Consider the following 19609-nt stretch of genomic DNA (forward strand, 5'->3'; position numbering starts at 1 on the left):
TTTTGCTATTCTTTACAGACATCTGGCCAATTAACTTAAACTGGATTCTTTACCGGGGTTGCGGCGATGAATAATGCTGGTAGCCACAGCTTACCAGAAACCCTCTATTCCGCCGATGCGGTGAGGGAAATCGACCGTTATGTGATCGAGGGTGGTCACGTCGACGGTTTCGAACTGATGCAGCGTGCCGCCGCGGCTACCTTCCGCCATCTGGTCAAGGTCTGGCCGGAGCCGGGACTGCTGTTGGTTCTGTGTGGCGCCGGTAATAACGGTGGCGATGGTTACCTGGTCGCCGCCAGCGCCGTGCGCCATGGCTGGTCAGTGGCCTGCGTGGCAGTGGCCGATCCGCAGCGGTTGCAGGGCGATGCCCGACGGGCCTGGCAGAAGGCCGAGGACGACGGTGTTCCGGTGCAGCGTTGGCAGGATCTGGATTCGTCCGCGGCCGACCATCTGTTTGACGGCGCCGGCCTGATTGTGGACGCCATGCTTGGTACCGGCGTGCGAGGCGCGCCGCGGGGCGATTTCGCTGACCTGATTGCACGTTGCAATGCGATTGCTGCGCCGGTGTTGGCGGTGGACTTGCCTTCCGGCCTGGATGCGACCACCGGCCAGGTGGCGGGTGAGGCGGTGAAGGCCGACCTCACCGTCACCTTTATTGGCCTCAAGACCGGTCTGTTCACCGCTCAGGGGCCGGCCTATAGCGGCCGTGTAGTATTTGACGATCTTGATATTGAGGCGCTGCTACCCCAGAGCGGACAGGCGCCGCAGGCCTGGCGGCGGAACTGGCAAAGTCTGGCGGTCAGCCTGCCGCGGCGACCGGCGACGGCTCACAAAGGCCGCTTTGGCCACCTGCTGGTGGTGGCCGGAGATCGCGGTTTCGGTGGTGCAGCACTGCTGGCGGCAGAAGCGGCCGCCCGTTCCGGTGCCGGCCTGGTCACGTTGGCGACGCGACCTGAGCATGTGGCTCCGGCGTTGACGCGGTGTCCGTCGCTGATGGTTCAGGGTGTGATCCATGGCTCTGAACTGCCGCCGTTGCTGGCACGAGCCACCGCGGTGGTGTGTGGCCCGGGGCTGGGACAGGGCAGTTGGGGGCAGCAGATGCTGCAGCAGGTACTGGTCAGTGAGGTACCGCAGATTCTCGATGCCGACGCCCTCAACCTGATGGCGACCCGGGTGCCGGTCAGGGCCGGCAACCATGTGCTGACGCCCCATCCCGGCGAAGCCGCGCGACTGCTGGGAGTGTCTGTGCCGGAGGTGGAGGCGGACCGACTGGCGGCGGCAGTGAGCCTGCAGCAGACTTTCGGCGGCACCGTGCTGCTCAAGGGCGCAGGTACCGTCGTTGTTGGCGACGAAGGTCTGCCCACGGTGATTGACGGCAGCAACCCTGGCCTGGCCACCGGTGGAATGGGCGACGTGCTGTCCGGTATCATCGCCGCGCTTCTGGCCCAGACCGGCGACCCCCGGGCGTCGGCGGAGATGGCCGCAGCCCTGCACCTGGCGGCGGCGGATCGGGCGTCGCGGCAGCGCGGCTTTATGGGGTTGTTGCCGATGGATGTGATTGACCGGTTACCGGAACTGCTGGGCGCGGCCGAAGGCGTCGTGGCACCGGCAGGTCCCAACAGCGGAATGCTTGAATGACTGAAGTAAGCGATAGCTCACCCTACCGGCGCGAGCTGGCAGACGAAGGCGAAACCGAGCGGCTTGGCCGTGATCTGGCGGCTGCAATCCTGGCCAGTGGTCACGGCTTGACCGTGTTTCTGGAAGGTAACCTGGGCATGGGCAAGACCACGCTCAGCCGGGGGCTGTTACGGGGGCTGGGACATGGCGGATCGGTCAAGAGCCCGACCTACACGCTGGTGGAGCCCTATGAACAGCTCAAGCCGGTGGCCTACCATTTTGATCTCTATCGTCTGGGCGATCCGGAAGAGCTGGAGTACATGGGCATCCGGGACTACTTCCTGGGCGAGGACATCTGCCTGATTGAATGGCCGGAACGGGGGCAGGGCATCCTGCCGGAGCCAGACCTGGAAATCGAGCTGTCGACCTCCGGTACCGGGCGCCTGGCCCACCTTAGGGCCGGCACCGAACGGGGTGAGTACATCATCAGTGAACTGCAGGGTCGGGGGCGACCTGGAGACTGAGGAACTGTCCGATGCAGAAGCGAATCAGAACACAGGGGAAGGCCGTACTGTTGAGCGCATTGCGGGGCGCGTTGACGGTCTGCCTGTTGACCGCTGCGGCGATGGCCCAGGCCGCGACTCAGGTGGAAGGCGCACGGCTGTGGCCGGCACCGGATCACACCCGGCTGGTGCTGGATACCGGGGCCCAGGTGCAGCACAACATCTTTACCCTCTCGGGCCCGGCCCGGGTGGTGATCGACATCAGCGATGCCGAGCTGAAGACCAGCCTTTCGGAGCTGGATCTGTCCGGCAGCCCCATTCAGCGCATTCGCAGTGCCCCCCGCAATGGTTCGGACCTGCGGGTGGTGCTGGATCTCAAGGAATCCGTGCGGCCCCGCAGCTTCGTGCTGGAACCCAATCAGCAGTATGGGCACCGGCTGGTGCTCGACCTGGTGGGAGAGTCCGCCGGCCGTAGCCAGACCCCGCCCCAGCCAACACTCAGCGACGATCCCTCCGGCAAGCGTGACATCATTGTGGTGGTGGATGCCGGCCATGGCGGTGAGGACCCGGGCGCGATCGGTCCCCGCGGTACCCGGGAGAAAGACGTGGTGTTGCGCCTGGCCCGCAAACTGGCGGAGATGATTGAGGCCCAGCCCGGCTATACCGCCCGCCTGACCCGCACCGGCGACTACTACATCGACCTGCGCAGCCGGACCCTGCTGGCCCGACGCCACAACGCAGACCTGTTTGTGTCGGTGCATGCCGACGCCTTCCGCACACCGCAACCCCGCGGGGCGTCGGTTTTTGCTTTGTCTCAGCGCGGTGCTACCAGTGAAACCGCGCGTTGGCTGGCGCGTTCGGAAAACCGTTCCGACCTGATTGGCGGCTCTGGTGGAGTGTCCCTGGATGGCAAGGACGACACCCTCGCCGGGGTGCTGCTGGACCTGTCGATGACGGCGAGTATCAACGCCAGCATCGGCGTGGGCGATTATGTGCTGCGGGAGCTGGATGATGTCACCCGCCTGCACAAGCAGAGCGTGGAGCAGGCGGCGTTTGTGGTGCTGAAGTCTCCGGATATCCCTTCGATTCTGGTGGAGGCCGGCTTTATCTCCAACCCGGACGAGGAGCGTAACCTGGGCAGCTCCAGTTACCGCGACCGTCTGGCACGGGCGGTGCTGGGCGGTATCCGCAACTATTTTGAGCATACCCCGCCGCCGGGCACGCTGGTGGCCTGGGAGAAGCGTCAGGGTAACGAGGGTGGCAGTTACCGGATTCGTCGCGGTGATACCCTGTCGGCCGTGGCCCGGGACAACCAGACCACCGTGGGTGAACTGATGCGTCACAACGGTCTGAGCAATGACCGGGTGGTGGTCGGCCAGACCATACGCATTCCCGCATCCTGAGCGACTTTTGCAGAGTGTGGTGACCACGGATGAGCCGGTTGCCGCCCTTCTGCTATCATCGCAGCACTCTGATGGTTGTTATTGAGCCATCCATCTTCCGGGCAGGCAGCCCTGGCCTGTTGGTCAGTCCGTCTGCTTGCCGTCACCCTTGCCGTGCCAGGAGAGTGCGTCCCCGATGTCTTCGATCAAGCTGTTATCCCCCCGACTGGCCAACCAGATCGCTGCCGGTGAGGTGGTCGAGCGGCCGGCTTCCGTGTTGAAGGAGCTGGTTGAGAATGCCCTGGATGCCGGTGCGGGCACGATTGACGTGGATGTCGAGCAGGGGGGCGTCAAGCTGATTCGGGTCCGTGACAATGGCGGCGGTATTCCCGAGGCCGATCTGCCGCTGGCGCTCAGTCGTCACGCCACCAGCAAGATTGCCAGCCTGGACGATCTCGAGGCGGTGGGTTCCCTTGGGTTCCGGGGCGAGGCGCTTGCCAGTATCAGTTCGGTGTCGCGGCTGTCGCTGACCTCGCGGACGCCGGAGCAGGACGCCGCCGCCCGGGTAGAGGTGGAAGGCCGGGACATGGATGCGCGCATTTCACCAGCGGCGCATCCGGTGGGCACCACCGTGGAAGTGCGTGATCTGTTCTTCAACACCCCGGCACGGCGCAAGTTCCTGCGCACCGAGAAGACCGAGTTCAACCATCTGGAAGAGTGTCTCCGTCGCCAGGCCCTGGGCCGGTTTGATACCGGCTTCAGCCTGCGTCACAACCAGAAGGTGGTGCAGAGCCTGCGTCCGGCGCAGAGTCAGCTTGACCGGGAGCGCCGTATCGGTGCCCTGTGTGGCCAGAAGTTCATTGACAATGCGGTGGTGATCGATGCCGAAGCCACCGGTCTCAGACTCTGGGGCTGGGTGGCGTTGCCAACGTTCTCTCGCAGCCAGGCTGACCTGCAGTACTTTTTCGTCAACAGCCGGGTGATCCGGGACCGGCTGGTGGCCCACGCGGTGCGCCAGGCCTACCGCGATGTGCTCTACAACAACCGCCATCCCGCTTTTGTGCTGTATCTGGAGGTGGACCCGGCCAGTGTTGATGTCAACGTCCATCCCACCAAGCACGAGGTGCGGTTCCGTGACGGTCGCCTGGTCCACGATTTCATCTTCCGAACCCTGCACAAGGCGCTGGCGGATGTGCGCCCGGACGATCACTTTCGCGGCGCCGTGGCCCAGTCGATGCCGGCCGCGCCGCAGCCGCAAGCCGAACCCGGCAGTGGCGGTGCCGCGACCATCCATGCCGCAGCGACCGCCAATGCCGCACCGACCGTGCCTACCAGTTCGCTGTTTGCCCAGCCCGCCCAGGGGCGCCCTGAGGAGTCGGGCGGAACGACCTGGGAGGCGCGGGACCAGATGGCGTTCTACCAGTCCCTGAACGACGGCGGCGGCGTGACGCAGACGGCATCGTCCCAGCCTGCACCCGCCAACCTGCAGGCGTTGCCAACACCGCCCCAGGGCGAAGGTGAGGAGCCCCCGCTGGGCTACGCCGTTGCCCAGCTCCACGGCATCTACATCCTGGCCCAGAGTCATCAGGGCATGGTCGTGGTCGACATGCACGCAGCCCACGAGCGCATCACCTATGAACGCATGAAGCTGGCGCTTGAGGCCCAGGATCTGAAGAGTCAGCCGTTGCTGGTGCCGCTGTCACTGGCGGTAAGCCAGAAAGAGGCCGGGCTGGCGGAGAGCCATGGCGATGACCTTCAGAAGCTGGGGCTGCTGGTGGAGCGCATCGGTCCGGAGACCATCGCGGTGCGCCAGATTCCGGCGCTGTTGCGGGGAGCGGATGCCGAACAGCTGGTGCGCGATGTGCTGGCGGATCTTATTGAACATGGCCAGAGCGACCGGGTGGAGGCGATGACCCACGAGCTGCTGGGCACCATGGCCTGTCACGGCTCGGTGAGGGCCAACCGTCAGCTCACCATTCCTGAGATGAATGCGCTGCTGCGGGACATGGAGGCCACCGAACGTAGCGGCCAGTGCAACCATGGTCGCCCGACCTGGGCGCTGATGACACTCTCCGAGCTAGACAAGCTCTTCCTGCGGGGGCGTTGATACTATGACGGATACCAGCGCTGCGCCACCAGCGATCCTGTTGATGGGACCCACCGCGTCCGGCAAGACCGATCTGGCCATCGAACTGACTCAAAAGCTGCCTTGCGAGCTCATCAGCGTCGATTCGGCAATGATCTACCGTGGTATGGACATCGGGACAGCCAAGCCCACGGCCGAGGAGCTGGAGCAGGCGCCCCACCGGCTGATCGATATCTGTGACCCGGCCGAGGCCTATTCTGCTGCCGACTTCCGACGTGATGCCCTGGCCGAAATGCAGGCCATTACCGCTAAAGGTCGTATTCCGCTTCTGGTTGGCGGCACTATGATGTACTTCAAGGCGTTACTGCATGGCATGTCCAATCTGCCGTCGGCCGATCCGGCGGTTCGCCAGGCCCTGGAGGACGAGGCGTTGCAGCGGGGCTGGGCTGCCCTGCACCGGGATCTGGCGGCGCTGGACCCGAAGGCGGCAGAGCTTATTCACCCCAACAACCGGCAGCGGCTGCTGCGGGCGCTGGAGGTGATCCGCCTCACCGGCCGGCCGATCTCCGAGATCTGGCAGGCGTCTGCCGGCGCTGGGAATGAAAAACGTGAAGGTATCGAGGATTACCCGTATTTCACCCAGTGGCAGGCAGACGAGCCGAGCGCGCTGCCGTATACTGTTACCCAGCTTGCGATCGCTCCAGACGAGCGGCGTGTGCTCCATGAAAGAATACGTCTCCGGTTCCTGAAGATGCTGGATCAGGGCTTTCTGGACGAGGTCCGGGGCCTGATGGCAAGAGGGGACCTGACTCCCGAGCTTCCATCCATGCGCTGTGTTGGTTACCGCCAGGCCTGGGAATACCTGGCAGGCGGTTGCGATTACGATGAAATGGTGGCAAAAGGCGTGGCCGCGACCCGGCAACTGGCCAAACGGCAGTTGACCTGGTTGAGAAAGTGGCCGGATGTGAACTGGCTGGCATCGGAAGCTGAGGATAATGTTGAGGCTGCCTTGAAAATTATCAGGCTTCGCACCACATTTAATTGACTATTGACGATCTGCTTTTAATAAATAAACAGGAGAATACACATGTCAAAAGGGCATTCTTTACAAGACCCTTACCTCAACGCATTGCGCAAGGAGCGTATTCCGGTATCCATCTTCCTTGTTAACGGTATCAAGCTGCAGGGCCAGATCGAGTCATTCGATCAGTTTGTCATCCTGCTCAAGAACACCGTTAGCCAAATGGTTTACAAGCACGCAATTTCTACCGTCGTGCCGGCCCGTAACGTACGGATTCCCCAGCAGAATCCAGCCGGTGAAGGCGAAGCCGAAGGCTGATTGCCAATCTCTGCTGTACATTCCGGCCCTGCGGCCGCATTCAACCCGCGTATTCCGGCCCTGTCGATGACAGGAACCGGTGCGCGGGTGTTTACGTTTTCAGGCGCCATCGCCGAATACTTTCGATTTTCCCTGTCGCTGGCCCGGCCAAGTGGCCAGCCGGCCATCAACCGAATACTGGAGTCAGTCACTCTTGTTTGAACGTCCTGATGTAGGTGAACGGGCGGTCCTGGTCCACATCGACTTCACATCCCAGAGCGAAGGTGAGGACCTGGGCGAGTTCACCGAACTGGTCACATCTGCCGGTGTCGAGCCGGTGGCGACAGTCACCGGGTCCCGCAATCAGCCCAGTCCCCGCTTGTTTGTGGGGGAAGGCAAGCTGGACGAGATCCGTCAGGCCATTGCCTTCAATGAAGCCGACGTGGTGCTGTTCAATCATGCCCTGTCTCCCAGCCAGGAGCGCAACCTGGAAGGGGAGCTGAAGTGCCGGGTGCTGGACCGCACCGGTGTTATCCTGGACATTTTCGCCCAACGGGCACGAACCCACGAAGGCAAGCTGCAGGTTGAGCTGGCCCAACTGGAGCATATGTCCACCCGGCTGGTGCGGGGCTGGACCCACCTTGAGCGTCAAAAGGGCGGGATCGGCCTGCGCGGTCCGGGTGAAACCCAACTGGAAACCGACCGTCGTCTGCTGCGTGAACGTATCAAGTCAATTCACCGGCGTCTGGGCAAGGTGCGTAAACAGCGCGATCAGGGCCGCCGGGCCCGTCAGCGGGCGGACATCCCCACGGTGTCCCTGGTTGGTTACACCAACGCCGGCAAGTCGACGCTATTCAACCGGGTGACCACGGCGACGGTGTACGCCGCTGATCAGCTTTTCGCCACTCTGGACCCGACGTTGCGTCGATTGGAACTCCCGGACATTGGCGGTGTCGTATTCGCCGACACCGTGGGCTTTATCCGTCATCTGCCGCACAAACTGGTGGAGTCATTTCGGGCCACTCTGGAAGAAACCACCGACGCCAGCCTGTTGCTGCATGTGATTGACTGCAGTGATGAGCGTCGGGACGACAACATCGACCAGGTGGAAAACGTCCTGATTGAAATCGGTGCGGACGAGGTACCCGTATTACAGGTATTCAACAAGATCGACCTGCTGGAGGATTTTCAGCCGCGGGTGGATCGCGACGAAGACGGGGTGCCGGTGCGGGTATGGGTTTCTGCCATCTCGGGGGACGGCCTGGAATTGCTCACGGATGCGGTGGTTGAGCGGTTGGCGGAGAATGTGGTGCATCATCACGTGCAGCTTCACCCCAGGGATGGCCGATTCCGCTCGTTGCTGCATCAGACCGGCTCGGTGCTGAGTGAGCGCCACCTCGACAACGGCGATGCGGTGATCGAGGTTCGCCTTCAGGAGCGGGACTGGCTACAGTTGCTAAGGCGTGCGGGGATCGAACCGGAACAGGTTCAGCTGGTGTCTCCGGACACTGGTCCGGCATCCCGATAAACCGGTTGCTATTGCCCGAAAGGGCAATAACTCCTAGTATTTGCAGCCATTCGAACAGTTTGGAACGGAGAGGACTATGGCCTGGAATGAACCGGGTGGAAACCGTAACGACAATGATCCCTGGGGAACCGGGGGCGGTCGTGGCGGCAATGATCAGGGACCCCCAGACCTGGATGAGGCTCTGAAGAAAGGTTTGGACCGCCTCAACAAGATGCTGGGCGGCAAGGGCGGTAACTCCGGCAATGGCTCCGGCGGCTCCAGCAGCAGCGGCGGCACCGGATTCGGTGCACTGCTGGTGGTGGCTGTCATCGTATTTGCCATCTACGTCGTCTGGCAGTCCTTCTACACCGTTGATGAGCAGGAACGGGCCGTGGTGCTCCGTTTCGGTGAGTACAACAAGACTGAGAATCCGGGTCTGCGCTTCAAGGTGCCGTTGATCGATAACGTCACCAAGGTGCGGGTCACCAATGTGCGTAACGCCGAATCCCGTGGCCAGATGCTGACTCAGGACGAAAACCTGGTCACCGTCGACCTTCAGGTCCAGTATCGCGTTGCCAGCGCCCGCGACTACGTGCTCAACGTGCGTGATTCCAACCAGGCTCTGGCATTCGCTACCGACAGTGCCCTGCGTCACGAGGTGGGTAGCTCCCAGCTGGATGACGTGCTGACCGAAGGTCGGGCCGAACTGGCGGTGCGGGTTGAACAGCGCCTGCAAAGCTTCCTGGAAGAATACGGCACCGGCCTGGAAATCGTCCGGGTCAACGTTGAAAGCACCCAGCCTCCGGCGCCGGTGCAGGATGCCTTCCGCGAAGTCCAGCGCGCACGGGAAGACGAGCAGCGTCTGAAGGAAGAGGCCGAAACCTACCGCAACAAGGTGGTCCCGGAAGCTCGGGGTCGCGCACAGCGGATGGTGGAAGAGGCTACGGCCTACAAGGAAGAAGTCATTGAGCGGGCTCGCGGTGAAACGTCGCGCTTCCTGGAAATGCTTGCGGTGTACCAGCAGGCGCCCCGGGTTACCCGTGAACGCATGTACCTGCAGGCCATGGAAACGGTCATGTCCAGTACCAGCAAGATTCTGGTGGATACCAAGGGCGGCAACAACATGATGTACCTGCCTCTGGACCGTCTGGTGAACCAGGCTGGCTCCATCGGTTCCCGCAGTGGCGGAAGCAGCAGTGGTTCGGAGCCGGTGATCACCGAGAGCGACATCCGTTCGCTCACCGATCGGGTGATCCAGGAGCTGCAGAATCGTCAGAACACCAGTGTACGTAGGGGGAGATAATCATGGGGCCTAAATCTGTTGCCGGACTGGCAGGCGCCCTGTTGGTGATCCTGCTGGTTCTGTCCAGTGTCTACATCATCCCGGAAACCCACCGCGGCGTTCTGCTGCGGTTCGGGGAGTTGATTGAAACCGACATCCAGGCGGGCATCCACTTCAAGGTGCCGCTGGTGGACGAGGTGCGTCAGTTTGACGTGCGGGTGCTGACCAACGACCTGCCGGCCAAGCAGTACCTGACCATCGAGAAGAAGCCGCTGGATGTGGACTCCTACATCGCCTGGCGTATTCGTGACGTCGATGAGTTCTACCGGGCCACCGGTGGTGATGAGCTGCGGGCGCAGTCGCTGCTGTCTTCCCGCGTCGACAATGGCCTGCGGGACGAGTTCGGTATCCGCACCATGCACGAAGTGGTCTCTGGTCAGCGTGATGAGCTGATGCACACCCTGCGTGACCGGGTCAACGAAACCTCGGTGACCGAGTTCGGTATCGAAGTGCTGGATATCCGCGTCAAGGCCATCGAGCTGCCGGGGCAGGTCAGCGAGAACGTCTACCGCCGTATGGCGACAGAGCGTGAGAAGCTGGCCCAGGAGTTCCGGTCCGGTGGTCGTGAGGCCGCTGAAGGCATTCGCGCCGGTGCCGACCGTCAGCGCACGGTCATCCTGGCTGAGGCTTTCGCCAAAGCGGAAGAGCTGCGCGGTGAAGGCGACGGTGAGGCTGCCGCGATCTACGCCGATGCCTACAGCTCCAATGAAGACTTCTATGCCTTCTACCGGAGCCTTGAGGCTTACCAGAAGACCTTCGCAAACAAGGAGGATCTGATGGTGATCGACGCCGACAGCGACTTCCTGAAGTTCCTCAAGGACCCGCGCGGCGCCAGCAACTAAGCACAGCGCCAGCCGACAAACCGGAATGCTTCCGCATTCCGGTTTTTTTGTGGCTGGCAACCGTGTAAACTTCTGCCGGTTTTGGCCCGGATTTCTGATCCGCCCGGGCCTGACCCTCAACTTTCCGAATCCCGGTCCGCGCCGAGGCCACCGGGACCGAAGACGGACACTAGAATCTCATGACAGTATCAGATCGCTGGTTACTGCCGGACGGGGTAGAAGACATTCTGCCGCCACTGGCAGGACGGATAGAGTCGCTGCGTCGGGACGTTATGGATACCTGCCAACGCTGGGGCTACCAGCTGGTAATCCCGCCGCTCATCGAATACCTCGAATCCCTCTTCACCGGCACCGGTCACGACCTCGAACTGCAAACCTTCAAACTGACCGACCAGCTCACCGGCCGGATGATGGGTGTGCGTGCCGACATGACACCGCAGGCGGCGCGGATTGACGCCCATACCCTGCGCGAAGACGGCATTACCCGTTTGTGCTACGCCGGCCATGTACTCAACACCCGTCCCCGTCACATGCTGACCGGGCGGGCGCCCATCCAGGCAGGCTGCGAGCTGTTTGGCAGCGGTTCTGAGGCCGCCGACCTGGAAGTGATCAGTCTGATGCTGGCCACGCTGCGGGTGGCGGGTCTGCCGCGGGTCCACCTTGATCTGGCCCATGTGGCGATCTACCAGTCCCTGATCGCCGAAGGCGCGTTCAGCAGCGAGATGGAAGCCACCATCTTTGATGCCATGCAGCGCAAATCGGTACCGGAGCTGAACGAACTGCTGGGTGACTGTCCGGCAGACAGTGCCGGTGGCCGGCTGCGCCGTCTGGCGGCGATCTGCGGCGGTATGGAGGCGCTGGCCCAGGCCCGGGACGTGCTTGCGGGTGCCTCTGACGACGTTGTGGCGGCGCTGGATCAGCTGGAGCGGGTGGCTACGCTGCTGAACCGCGATTTCCCGGAAGTCGGCGTCGGATTCGATTTCTGCGAACTGCGAGGCTACAACTATCACACGGGACTGGTGTTTGCCGCCTACGCCCCGGGCCACGGTGATGCGGTTGCCAAAGGCGGTCGCTACGACGCCATTGGCAGCGATTTCGGCCGTGCCCGTCCTGCTACCGGTTTCAGTCTGGATGTCCGGGCGCTGGTGGCGTTGGGCGAGCGGGTTCAGCACCGGGCCGGTGCTGTCTGGGCCCCAGCTTCCGAAGATACCGCCCTGGCCGGGGTGATTGCCGGCCTTCGTATGACCGAAACGGTGGTGCAGGCACTGCCGGAAGACACCGATACCGACCCGCGTGGCCGGGGTTGCGACCGGGTCCTGGTCCAGCGGGATGGTCAGTGGGTTGTCGAGTCACTGTAAACGTTTAGTGTTATCCACGGTGTGGTCGGCACGGGGTTTGACCGGCCATATCATTCATCGAGTGAACCTTTTCGCCGTCACCGGCATTGTCGGAGCGGACACTGAGAGAGAATCATGGGCAAGAATGTTGTAGTACTGGGCACCCAATGGGGTGATGAAGGCAAAGGCAAGATTGTCGACCTGCTGACCGAGGAAGTGGCGGCGGTCGTACGCTTCCAGGGCGGCCACAATGCCGGTCATACCCTGGTCATCGAAGGCAAGAAAACAGCTCTGCACCTGATTCCCTCCGGTATCCTGCGGCAGAACGTCAACTGCCTCATCGGCAATGGTGTGGTGCTGTCTTTGGACGCCCTGTTCAAGGAAGTTCGGGAACTGGAGGAGCGCGGTGTGGCGGTACGCGAACGCCTGAAGATCTCCCTGGCCTGTCCGCTGATCCTGCCGACCCACATCCGCATCGATCAGGCCCGCGAACGTGCCCGTGGCAACGACAAGATCGGCACCACCGGTCGGGGCATTGGTCCGGCCTACGAAGACAAGGTGTCCCGCCGTGGCCTGCGGGTGGGTGACCTGTTCAACGCTGCCAGCTTTGAGACCAAGCTGCGGGAAATCATGAGCTACCACAACTTCGTGTTGACCGAGTACTTCAAGGAAGAGGCGGTTGATGTGGACGCAGCTCTGGCGGAACTGCTGGCCCAGGGTGAGGAAATCCGGCCGATGGCGGCCGATGTGACCGACCTGCTGCACGATTACCGCAAGAAGGGTGAGCACATCCTGTTTGAGGGTGCCCAGGGTTCTCTGCTGGATATCGACCTCGGTACCTACCCGTACGTGACCTCTTCCAACACCACCGCTGGCGGCACCGCCACGGGCTCCGGTTTTGGTCCGCTGTTCCTCGATTATGTGCTGGGAATCACCAAGGCCTACACCACCCGTGTTGGTTCCGGACCGTTCCCGACTGAGCTGTTTGATGAAGTGGGCGAGCGCCTGGCAATCAAGGGCAATGAGGTGGGTACCACCACCGGTCGCGGACGTCGCTGTGGCTGGTTTGATGCCGTGGCACTGCGTCACGCCATCCAGATCAACAGCGTCTCCGGTATCTGTCTGACCAAGCTGGACGTGCTTGACGGCCTCGACACCGTGAAAGTCTGCGTCGGCTACCGCACGCCCAATGGCGAGATCCAGCGTCCGCCAATTGGCTGTGACAATTACGCCGACATCGAGCCGATCTACGAGGAACTGCCCGGTTGGCAGGAGAGCACGTTTGGCATCACCAGTCTGGAACAGCTGCCGGAGAACGCGAAGGCCTACATTCGCTTCCTGGAGCAGCAGATTGAGGCGCCGATCGACATCATCTCTACCGGTCCGGACCGGGTTGAGACGGTGATCATGCGCCACCCGTTCGGCCAGTAAGTGACCGGACAGCCGAACTCCCGGGTTCGGCACCACAAACAAGGCCAGCACCGACATGCTGGCCCAGACTGCTGACAAACCCTCGCCATGGTAGCGGGGGTTTGTTGTAATTGGGCCAGCGACTTTCCAGAGACTGCCCCATGCTCAAAGAGCCCTCCCCACAACAACACGAACTCGAGATGGTCTGTCTCGAGTCCCTGGTTCCTGAAACCCATCTGCTTCGCTCAATCGATCACGTCATTGATTTCGAGTTCATTCGTGAGCGTGTACGGCACCTGTATTGCGCGAACAACGGCCGCCCGGCCCTTGATCCGGTGGTGTTGTTCAAGATGCTGTTTCTGGGCTACCTGTTCGGTATCCGCAGTGAGCGGCAGCTGGTGCGGGAGATTCAGGTCAATGTGGCCTACCGCTGGTTCCTGCGTTTCAACCTGACCGACAAGGTGCCAGATGCCTCCACGCTGAGCCAGAACCGCCGTCGTCGCTTTCATGACAGCCACATCTATCAGGAGATCTTCGATGAGATCGTGCTTCAGGCCATGAGGTACGGCCTGGTCGGTGGCGAAGTGCTCTACACCGACAGCACCCACCTCAAGGCCAACGCCAACAAGAACAAGTACGACCTGGCACAGGCGGAAGTGAAGGTGGTGGATTACCTGGAGAGTTTGGAGCAGGCGATCGAGAGCGACCGCAAGGCTCATGGCAAGCAGCCGCTGAAAACGAAGCTGTCCGAGCAGCCGCCCAAAATGAAGGACACCAAGGTGAGTCGTACCGACTCGGACAGCGGTTACATGGTGCGGGAAGGGAAACCCAAGGGCTTCTTCTATCTGGACCACCGGACGGTGGATGGGCGTCATGCCATCATCACAGACAGTTACGCGACCCCGGCCAATCTCCATGACAGCCGGCCTTACCTCGATCGGTTGGACCGCCAGCGAGAACGCTTCGGTTTTGACGTCTGGGGTGTGGGGTTGGATGCGGGGTACTACACGGCGGGTCTCTGCAAGGGCCTGGAAGACCGGGGCATCTATGGCGTGATGGGCTACCGACGCCCCAACAAGCCCAAGGGCTATCTCCCCAAGCGCGCCTTCACCTATGACCCGGAAACCAATACCTATCGCTGCCCCGAGGGACAGTTGCTGATCTACGCCACCACCAACCGGCAGGGCTACCGGGAGTACAAGTCCAACCCGGTTCACTGCAAAGACTGCCCGCTACTTGGTCAGTGCACGCGCAGCGCTAACCACGTCAAGGTGCTCACCCGCCATGTTTGGCAGGACTGCAAAGAACGAGTCGACCAAAACCGATTAACGCCTTGGGGCAAGGCGCTGTACAAACGACGGCAAGAGACGGTGGAGCGCTCGTTCGCGGATGCCAAGCAGTTGCATGGCCATCGCTATGCTCGATTGCGAGGGCTGTCAAAGGTCCGCGAGCAATGTCTGTTGGCTGCGACTGCCCAGAATATGAAGAAGATCGCGCAGCTCCTGGCGCGTATTTTGGGGCTGAAATCGCTCGCAGCACTGGTCTTACAGGCATCAATCCTGGCATGGACTCAAAAACGGGTTGATAGGAAGTATCGACGAGGAAGGCTGACTCAAGCGACCGTCGGCTGAAAACAGAACGACCAAATGCAACAAACCCCGGAAAACCGGGGTTTGTCAGCAGTCTGGGCCAGCACCGACATGCTGGCCTTTTTTGTTTTACCGGGTGGCAGTGGAGCTCCCTGGGGCTTCTTCGCAATACCCTAGGGCTTCTCCGCAATAATGGTCGCGCGCCGGGGGCCGGGGTAGCCCTCAATGGTTCTGGCGGGATCGTCGGGATCGAGGAAGTCCGCCAGGGACTGGAAACGCATCCAGTCAGTGGTTCGCTGTTCCTCGGTGGTGGTGTCGGTTACGTCCACCACCCGGGCCTGGCGGAAGCCGGTGCGATCCAGCCATCGCAACAGGGTGTCGCAACTGGGCAGGAACCAGACGTTGCGCATCTGGCCGTAACGGTCCTCCGGCATCAGGCTGTAGCCTTCAGGGCCGTCCACCACCAGGGTTTCCAGCACCAGTTCGCCACCCCGGCGCAGGGTGCTTTTGAGCTCCAGCAGATGGTCCAGGGGGGATCGGCGATGGTACAGAACACCCATCGAGAAGGTGGTGTCGAAGGCTTCCAGCCGGTCTGGCATGTCTTCCATGCGGATCGGGAGCAGGTCGACGGGGACCTCGCCGAGATAGCGTTTAACGCTGAGGAACTGGAACAGGAACAGCAGGCCTGGATCGATGCCCACAACCCGGCGGGCACCCAGGCCGGCCATGCGCCAGCAGTGGTAGCCGGAACCGCAGCCGACGTCCAGAATGCGTCGCCCCTGCAGGTCCGACAGGTACGGCGCTACCCGATCCCACTTCCAGTCCGAGCGCCACTCGGTATCAATACCCACGCCAAAGAAGTCGAACGGGCCCTTACGCCAGGGCATCAGGCCCCGGAGCCCGGCTTCAAGTTTTTGACGGGCGTCGTCCGCCAGAGTTGATGTGCTCAGGGTGACGGCGGAGCGGTTCAGATCGGCTTCAACGTCTGCCACCGCCGGCAACTGCTGCAGGGCCTGCTGCCAGCGCGCCATATCGCCGTGGGGATTGGATTCGAAGCGCCACACCAGTTGCTGCCGCAACTGTTCCGCCCAACTGCCGAGGTCGTCCTGTTCCAGGTGGGTGAGCAGGTCCTGATAGCAGGATTGCCAGTCAAAGGTAGACACGGTTAGCCCTTACTCCGGTGATTTGGTGGCCAGCATGGAGACGAAATTGAAACACTGATACCACAGCATCACCTGATCGAAACCGGCCTTCAGCAGGCGTTGCCGGTGTTCCTCCAGCGTTTCGGGGATCAGCACCTGTTCCAGCGCTGAACGTTTCTGGCTGATTTCCAGGTCGGAGTAGCCATTGGCGCGCTTGAATTCGTGATGCAGCCGGGTCTGACTGTCCTGCTCCTCCTGGCAATCGAAGCGGATCTTCTCCGACAGGATCAGCGCTCCTCCGGGACGGGTGGCATCGGCAATCCGGGTCAGCAGTGGCAGGCGCTGGTCCGGCGCCACGAATTGTAGCGTGAAGTTGAGGGTGGTGACCGAGGCATTGGTCAGCTCGGTGGTCAGGATGTCCTCGCACTTCAGAGTCACCGGCAGGGGATGGTCGTCGAGGGCGACATAATGTTCGCACCGTTCGATCATCGCAGCGGAGTTGTCGACGCCGATCAGTTGGCAGTCATCGTGGCGGATGCCATGACGCATGGCCAGTGTGGAGGCGCCCAGCGAGCAGCCCAGGTCATAGCAGTGGCTGCCGGGCTGAACGTACTGGTCGGTGATCACCTCAATCATCGGAATGATCGTGGTGTAGCCGGGCACCGAGCGGCGAATCATGTCGGGAAATACCCGCGCCACCGAGGCATCAAAACGGAAATCGCTGCGGGGTTGGGCCTGGGCAAACAGCCGGTCGGTTTCCTGCATTGGCGGTGTGGTCTTACTCATGATTGGGGGCGGCCTCCGGTGTGGTCGGGGCAATCTGGGTATGGATGGCGCCGCAGCGCACGCCCCGGTTCTTGTAGTCCACCAGTATGGCGCGGAATGACGGGTCGACATCCGAGGCGATGGCCAGGTAATCCTGAATGCACACTGCATGCAGTTCCGATGGCTTGTAGGACATGCGGTAGTCGTTGTCCGGAGCCAGGTGGATCGCCTTGAATTCGCCCACCGGGGCATCGCCCTTATTCTCGGAGTGGGCGATTCGCCCGGTCGACTCCAGGGCGACCACGGTGCCGATAATGGTGATGACAAAAACAGCGATCAGACTGCGAACGGAATAGCGGGCCTCGTTCTGGCTCATGGTGTCTCCTGGTTGAGCAATGGAAGTATCAGTACTGACCGGGCAGGCTCAATGGCGGCCCCTGGAGGGCTGCGAGCTGCTCCCGGAGGGCAAGGATCTGGTCAGACCAGTAGCGGGGCTGCTGGAACCAGGGGAAGAAACGGGGAAACGCCGGGTCGTCCCAGCGCTTGGCAAGCCAGGCGCTGTGGGCAATCTGGCGATAGCAGCGCAGTGGTTCAATCAGCAGTCGCTCACGGCGATTGAAGTCGCGGAACATCTCGTAGCCTTCCAGCAGCTCGGCAAACTGGTTGCCACGCTCGTGGTCCTCGCCGTTGAGCAGCAGCCACAGATCCTGGATTGCCGGGCCGGTGCGGCAGTCATCCAGATCCACCAGCAGGATCTGCTCGTCCCGCACCAGCAGGTTGCCGGCATGGCAGTCACCGTGCAGTCGCAGTGTCGCCACCTCCCCGGCGTCGTCGATCAGGCGGGCGCACTGATCGATCAGGTCGGGAATCAGACTGTCCCAGGCCGGGCGCAGGTCCCGGGGTATCCAGTCGCCGTCGGCGAGAAAGCGGCTGTATTCGCTGATGCCGGCCAGCAGATCAAGACGCTGGCGATATTCAAATGGCCGCTGGGCGCCCACATTGTGGAGCCGGCCCAGCCATTGGCCCAATCGGTAGAGGGTGTCGGGGGTGCTGGTATCCGGCGCCTGACCGCCCCGCTGCGGGAACAGGGCGAAGCGGAAATCGCCGTGGCGTGCCAGGGTGTGGCCGCCGGGCATGGTCAAAGGGGCGACCAGGGGAATGTCCGCGGCCACCAGTTCTGCACTGAACTGATGTTCCTCCAGAATCTGCGCTTCACTCCAGCGACCGGGGCGGTAGAACTTGGCGATCAGTGACGGGCCATCTTCAATCCCGATCTGGTAGACCCGGTTCTCGTAGCTGTTGAGGGCAAAAAGCCGACCGTTGACCACAAATCCTTCTGCTTCCACCGCGTCGAGGATCTGGTCGGGGGTCAGGTCATCGTAGGGATGGGGGCTGTTGTTGGTCATGGCACTTCCTGGGCTGACGGATGGACTTGGCCGCCGCTACTGCTGCGTTGGCAGCCTTGCTGAGGCTGACAGTCGCACCGGGGCAAAGTTCATCCGAGGTTCGGTCGGGCGCCAGTATAGCGGGTTCCGGCTGTGCAGACGATGCCGGTGTGGTGCTCTTCCGGGTGTCGGCGGCCTCTGCAATACTGCAGGTCATGGTAAGTGGTGTTGAGTCAGAGGAGCAGCGGGTGGCAGAAACAGAACAGCTGGTGGTGGATACGGTGGTGATCGGCGCCGGTGTGGTTGGCCTGGCGGTCGCCCGGTCATTGGCCCTGAGAGGGCAGTCGGTGTGGTTGTTGGAGGCGGGCGCGCACTTTGGTGAGGGCATTTCATCCCGCAACAGCGAGGTGATTCACGCCGGCATCTACTATCCCACCGGATCACTCAAGGCGCAGTTGTGTGTCCGAGGTCGAGAGCAGTTGTACGCCTATTGCCGCCAGCGCTCGGTGTCCCATCTGCGTTGTGGCAAGTGGATTGTGGCGGTGTCGGACGGTCAGGCTGATCAGCTTGAGGGCATCCAGCGTCAGGCTGCGAATAACGGCGTGCCGCTTACCTGGCGGGACGGTGCCGACCTTGCGGATTCGCTTCCGGACGTTGCCGCCGCTGCCGCACTGTTTTCACCGGAAACCGGCATTGTCGACTGCCACCAGTTGATGCTGGCGCTGCTTGGGGATCTGGAGGCGGCTGGCGGTACGCTGGTGTATCGCACCCCGGTATTGTCGGCGCAAAGCGGTCCTGAGGGCCATCGGTTACAGCTCGGTGGCGAACTGCCGTGTCAGTTGGTGACCAAGCGGGTGGTGAATGCGGCGGGGCTGTCGGCGATCCCGCTGGCGCGGCAATGGGCGGGCTTCCCGTCGCACTGCTGCCCGCAGGCCCATTACGCTCGCGGTGTCTATTTCAGCTACAGCGGCCGTCATCGCTTCGAGCAGTTGATTTATCCGGTGCCGGAGCCTGGCGGCCTGGGCGTACACCTGACGCTGGATCTGGCCGGGCAGGCCCGCTTTGGGCCGGATGTGGAATGGATCAACGAGCCTGATTACATCGTTGATCCGGCCCGGGCTGCGGCCTTTGCCGAGGGCATCCGTCAGTGGTGGCCGGGGCTGGATGCCAGTCGCCTGCAGCCTGCCTACGCCGGGGTCCGGCCAAAACTGCGAGGCCCGGGGGAGGGCAACGCTGACTTTCTGATCCAGGATCAGCGCGAGCATGGTGTGCCAGGCCTGGTGCACCTGTTCGGGATCGAATCACCGGGACTGACCGCCTGCCTTGCCATTGCTGATGAGGTGGCAGAACGGCTGGTTTGATCCGAGTAGGTTCAATCAGAGCC

General features: G+C 62.2%; 17 protein-coding genes. 13 read left to right on the forward strand and 4 right to left on the reverse strand.

What is annotated here, in order from left to right; translation table 11 throughout:
• The first annotated feature begins 66 nt into the window (after window positions 1-66).
• The 12 genes from J2887_RS07335 (at window position 67) to J2887_RS07390 (ending at window position 14975) form a co-directional block, all read left to right on the forward strand.
• Window positions 67-1638 (forward strand): NAD(P)H-hydrate dehydratase, encoded by a 1572-nt coding sequence (locus J2887_RS07335; protein WP_227175333.1) that lies wholly within the window; start codon window positions 67-69, stop codon window positions 1636-1638.
• Window positions 1635-2141 (forward strand): tRNA (adenosine(37)-N6)-threonylcarbamoyltransferase complex ATPase subunit type 1 TsaE, encoded by a 507-nt coding sequence (gene tsaE / locus J2887_RS07340; protein ID WP_227175334.1) that lies wholly within the window; start codon window positions 1635-1637, stop codon window positions 2139-2141. The genes J2887_RS07335 and tsaE overlap by 4 nt, the downstream gene beginning before the upstream one ends.
• Before the next feature lie 11 nt (window positions 2142-2152).
• The gene (locus J2887_RS07345; RefSeq protein ID WP_416381896.1) at window positions 2153-3523 is read left to right on the forward strand and encodes an N-acetylmuramoyl-L-alanine amidase; all 1371 of its coding nucleotides are present in this window, start codon (window positions 2153-2155) and stop codon (window positions 3521-3523) included.
• A gap of 175 nt (window positions 3524-3698) precedes the next feature.
• Window positions 3699-5609 (forward strand): DNA mismatch repair endonuclease MutL, encoded by a 1911-nt coding sequence (gene mutL, locus J2887_RS07350; protein ID WP_227175335.1) that lies wholly within the window; start codon window positions 3699-3701, stop codon window positions 5607-5609.
• Window positions 5610-5613: 4 nt separating this feature from the next.
• A complete protein-coding gene (gene miaA, locus J2887_RS07355; protein WP_227175336.1) occupies window positions 5614-6633 on the forward strand; it encodes a tRNA (adenosine(37)-N6)-dimethylallyltransferase MiaA in 1020 nt (339 codons plus the stop codon).
• A gap of 42 nt (window positions 6634-6675) precedes the next feature.
• Window positions 6676-6927, forward strand: coding sequence for an RNA chaperone Hfq (gene hfq / locus J2887_RS07360; RefSeq protein ID WP_092022834.1), 252 nt, complete (start codon window positions 6676-6678; stop codon window positions 6925-6927).
• Window positions 6928-7120: 193 nt separating this feature from the next.
• A complete protein-coding gene (hflX, locus tag J2887_RS07365; protein WP_227175337.1) occupies window positions 7121-8434 on the forward strand; it encodes a ribosome rescue GTPase HflX in 1314 nt (437 codons plus the stop codon).
• Window positions 8435-8510: 76 nt separating this feature from the next.
• A complete protein-coding gene (gene hflK, locus J2887_RS07370; RefSeq protein WP_227175338.1) occupies window positions 8511-9716 on the forward strand; it encodes an FtsH protease activity modulator HflK in 1206 nt (401 codons plus the stop codon).
• Between the two features lie 2 nt (window positions 9717-9718).
• Entirely contained in the window at window positions 9719-10597 is an 879-nt protein-coding gene (gene hflC / locus J2887_RS07375; protein WP_227175339.1) for a protease modulator HflC, read from the forward strand.
• A gap of 179 nt (window positions 10598-10776) precedes the next feature.
• Window positions 10777-11955: an ATP phosphoribosyltransferase regulatory subunit gene (locus J2887_RS07380; protein ID WP_227175340.1), complete on the forward strand. Its 1179-nt coding sequence runs from the start codon at window positions 10777-10779 to the stop codon at window positions 11953-11955.
• A 114-nt stretch (window positions 11956-12069) separates the two neighbouring features.
• Window positions 12070-13365 carry an adenylosuccinate synthase gene (locus tag J2887_RS07385; RefSeq protein WP_227175341.1) on the forward strand — a complete coding sequence of 432 codons (1296 nt, stop codon included), beginning with the start codon at window positions 12070-12072 and terminating at the stop codon, window positions 13363-13365.
• 140 nt (window positions 13366-13505) lie between these two features.
• A complete protein-coding gene (locus tag J2887_RS07390) occupies window positions 13506-14975 on the forward strand; it encodes an IS1182 family transposase (protein WP_227175342.1) in 1470 nt (489 codons plus the stop codon).
• A 131-nt stretch (window positions 14976-15106) separates the two neighbouring features.
• Here the strand turns inward: J2887_RS07390 and cmoB are convergent, their stop codons facing one another.
• The 4 genes from cmoB to J2887_RS07410 are packed head-to-tail and all read right to left on the reverse strand — an operon-like array spanning window position 15107 to window position 18246.
• Entirely contained in the window at window positions 15107-16060 is a 954-nt protein-coding gene (gene cmoB / locus J2887_RS07395; RefSeq protein ID WP_227176070.1) for a tRNA 5-methoxyuridine(34)/uridine 5-oxyacetic acid(34) synthase CmoB, read from the reverse strand.
• A 45-nt stretch (window positions 16061-16105) separates the two neighbouring features.
• On the reverse strand, window positions 16106-16861 hold the full coding sequence (cmoA, locus tag J2887_RS07400; protein ID WP_227175343.1) for a carboxy-S-adenosyl-L-methionine synthase CmoA: 756 nt from the start codon (window positions 16859-16861) through the stop codon (window positions 16106-16108).
• Entirely contained in the window at window positions 16854-17216 is a 363-nt protein-coding gene (locus tag J2887_RS07405; RefSeq protein ID WP_227175344.1) for a kinase, read from the reverse strand. The genes cmoA and J2887_RS07405 overlap by 8 nt, the downstream gene beginning before the upstream one ends.
• Window positions 17217-17244: 28 nt before the next feature.
• On the reverse strand, window positions 17245-18246 hold the full coding sequence (locus tag J2887_RS07410; RefSeq protein WP_227175345.1) for a serine/threonine protein kinase: 1002 nt from the start codon (window positions 18244-18246) through the stop codon (window positions 17245-17247).
• Between the two features lie 194 nt (window positions 18247-18440).
• Between J2887_RS07410 and J2887_RS07415 the strand changes: the two genes are divergently transcribed.
• Window positions 18441-19586 (forward strand): NAD(P)/FAD-dependent oxidoreductase, encoded by a 1146-nt coding sequence (locus tag J2887_RS07415; RefSeq protein WP_416381897.1) that lies wholly within the window; start codon window positions 18441-18443, stop codon window positions 19584-19586.
• The last annotated feature ends 23 nt before the right edge of the window (window positions 19587-19609 follow it).

Origin of the sequence: Marinobacter sp. CA1 (assembly GCF_020546665.1) — a bacterium.
Lineage (GTDB): Bacteria > Pseudomonadota > Gammaproteobacteria > Pseudomonadales > Oleiphilaceae > Marinobacter > Marinobacter xestospongiae.

Excerpts from the sequence above, each read along its gene's own strand:
- J2887_RS07335 (WP_227175333.1), top strand. The coding sequence starts at position 67 with ATGAATAATGCTGGTAGCCACAGCTTACCAGAAACCCTCTATTCCGCC.
- tsaE (WP_227175334.1), top strand. The coding sequence starts at position 1,635 with ATGACTGAAGTAAGCGATAGCTCACCCTACCGGCGCGAGCTGGCAGAC.
- J2887_RS07345 (WP_416381896.1), top strand. The coding sequence starts at position 2,153 with ATGCAGAAGCGAATCAGAACACAGGGGAAGGCCGTACTGTTGAGCGCA.
- mutL (WP_227175335.1), top strand. The coding sequence starts at position 3,699 with ATGTCTTCGATCAAGCTGTTATCCCCCCGACTGGCCAACCAGATCGCT.
- miaA (WP_227175336.1), top strand. The coding sequence starts at position 5,614 with ATGACGGATACCAGCGCTGCGCCACCAGCGATCCTGTTGATGGGACCC.
- hfq (WP_092022834.1), top strand. The coding sequence starts at position 6,676 with ATGTCAAAAGGGCATTCTTTACAAGACCCTTACCTCAACGCATTGCGC.
- hflK (WP_227175338.1), top strand. The coding sequence starts at position 8,511 with ATGGCCTGGAATGAACCGGGTGGAAACCGTAACGACAATGATCCCTGG.
- hflC (WP_227175339.1), top strand. The coding sequence starts at position 9,719 with ATGGGGCCTAAATCTGTTGCCGGACTGGCAGGCGCCCTGTTGGTGATC.
- J2887_RS07380 (WP_227175340.1), top strand. The coding sequence starts at position 10,777 with ATGACAGTATCAGATCGCTGGTTACTGCCGGACGGGGTAGAAGACATT.
- J2887_RS07385 (WP_227175341.1), top strand. The coding sequence starts at position 12,070 with ATGGGCAAGAATGTTGTAGTACTGGGCACCCAATGGGGTGATGAAGGC.
- J2887_RS07390 (WP_227175342.1), top strand. The coding sequence starts at position 13,506 with ATGCTCAAAGAGCCCTCCCCACAACAACACGAACTCGAGATGGTCTGT.
- cmoA (WP_227175343.1), bottom strand. The coding sequence starts at position 16,861 with ATGAGTAAGACCACACCGCCAATGCAGGAAACCGACCGGCTGTTTGCC.
- J2887_RS07405 (WP_227175344.1), bottom strand. The coding sequence starts at position 17,216 with ATGAGCCAGAACGAGGCCCGCTATTCCGTTCGCAGTCTGATCGCTGTT.
- J2887_RS07410 (WP_227175345.1), bottom strand. The coding sequence starts at position 18,246 with ATGACCAACAACAGCCCCCATCCCTACGATGACCTGACCCCCGACCAG.
- J2887_RS07415 (WP_416381897.1), top strand. The coding sequence starts at position 18,441 with ATGGTAAGTGGTGTTGAGTCAGAGGAGCAGCGGGTGGCAGAAACAGAA.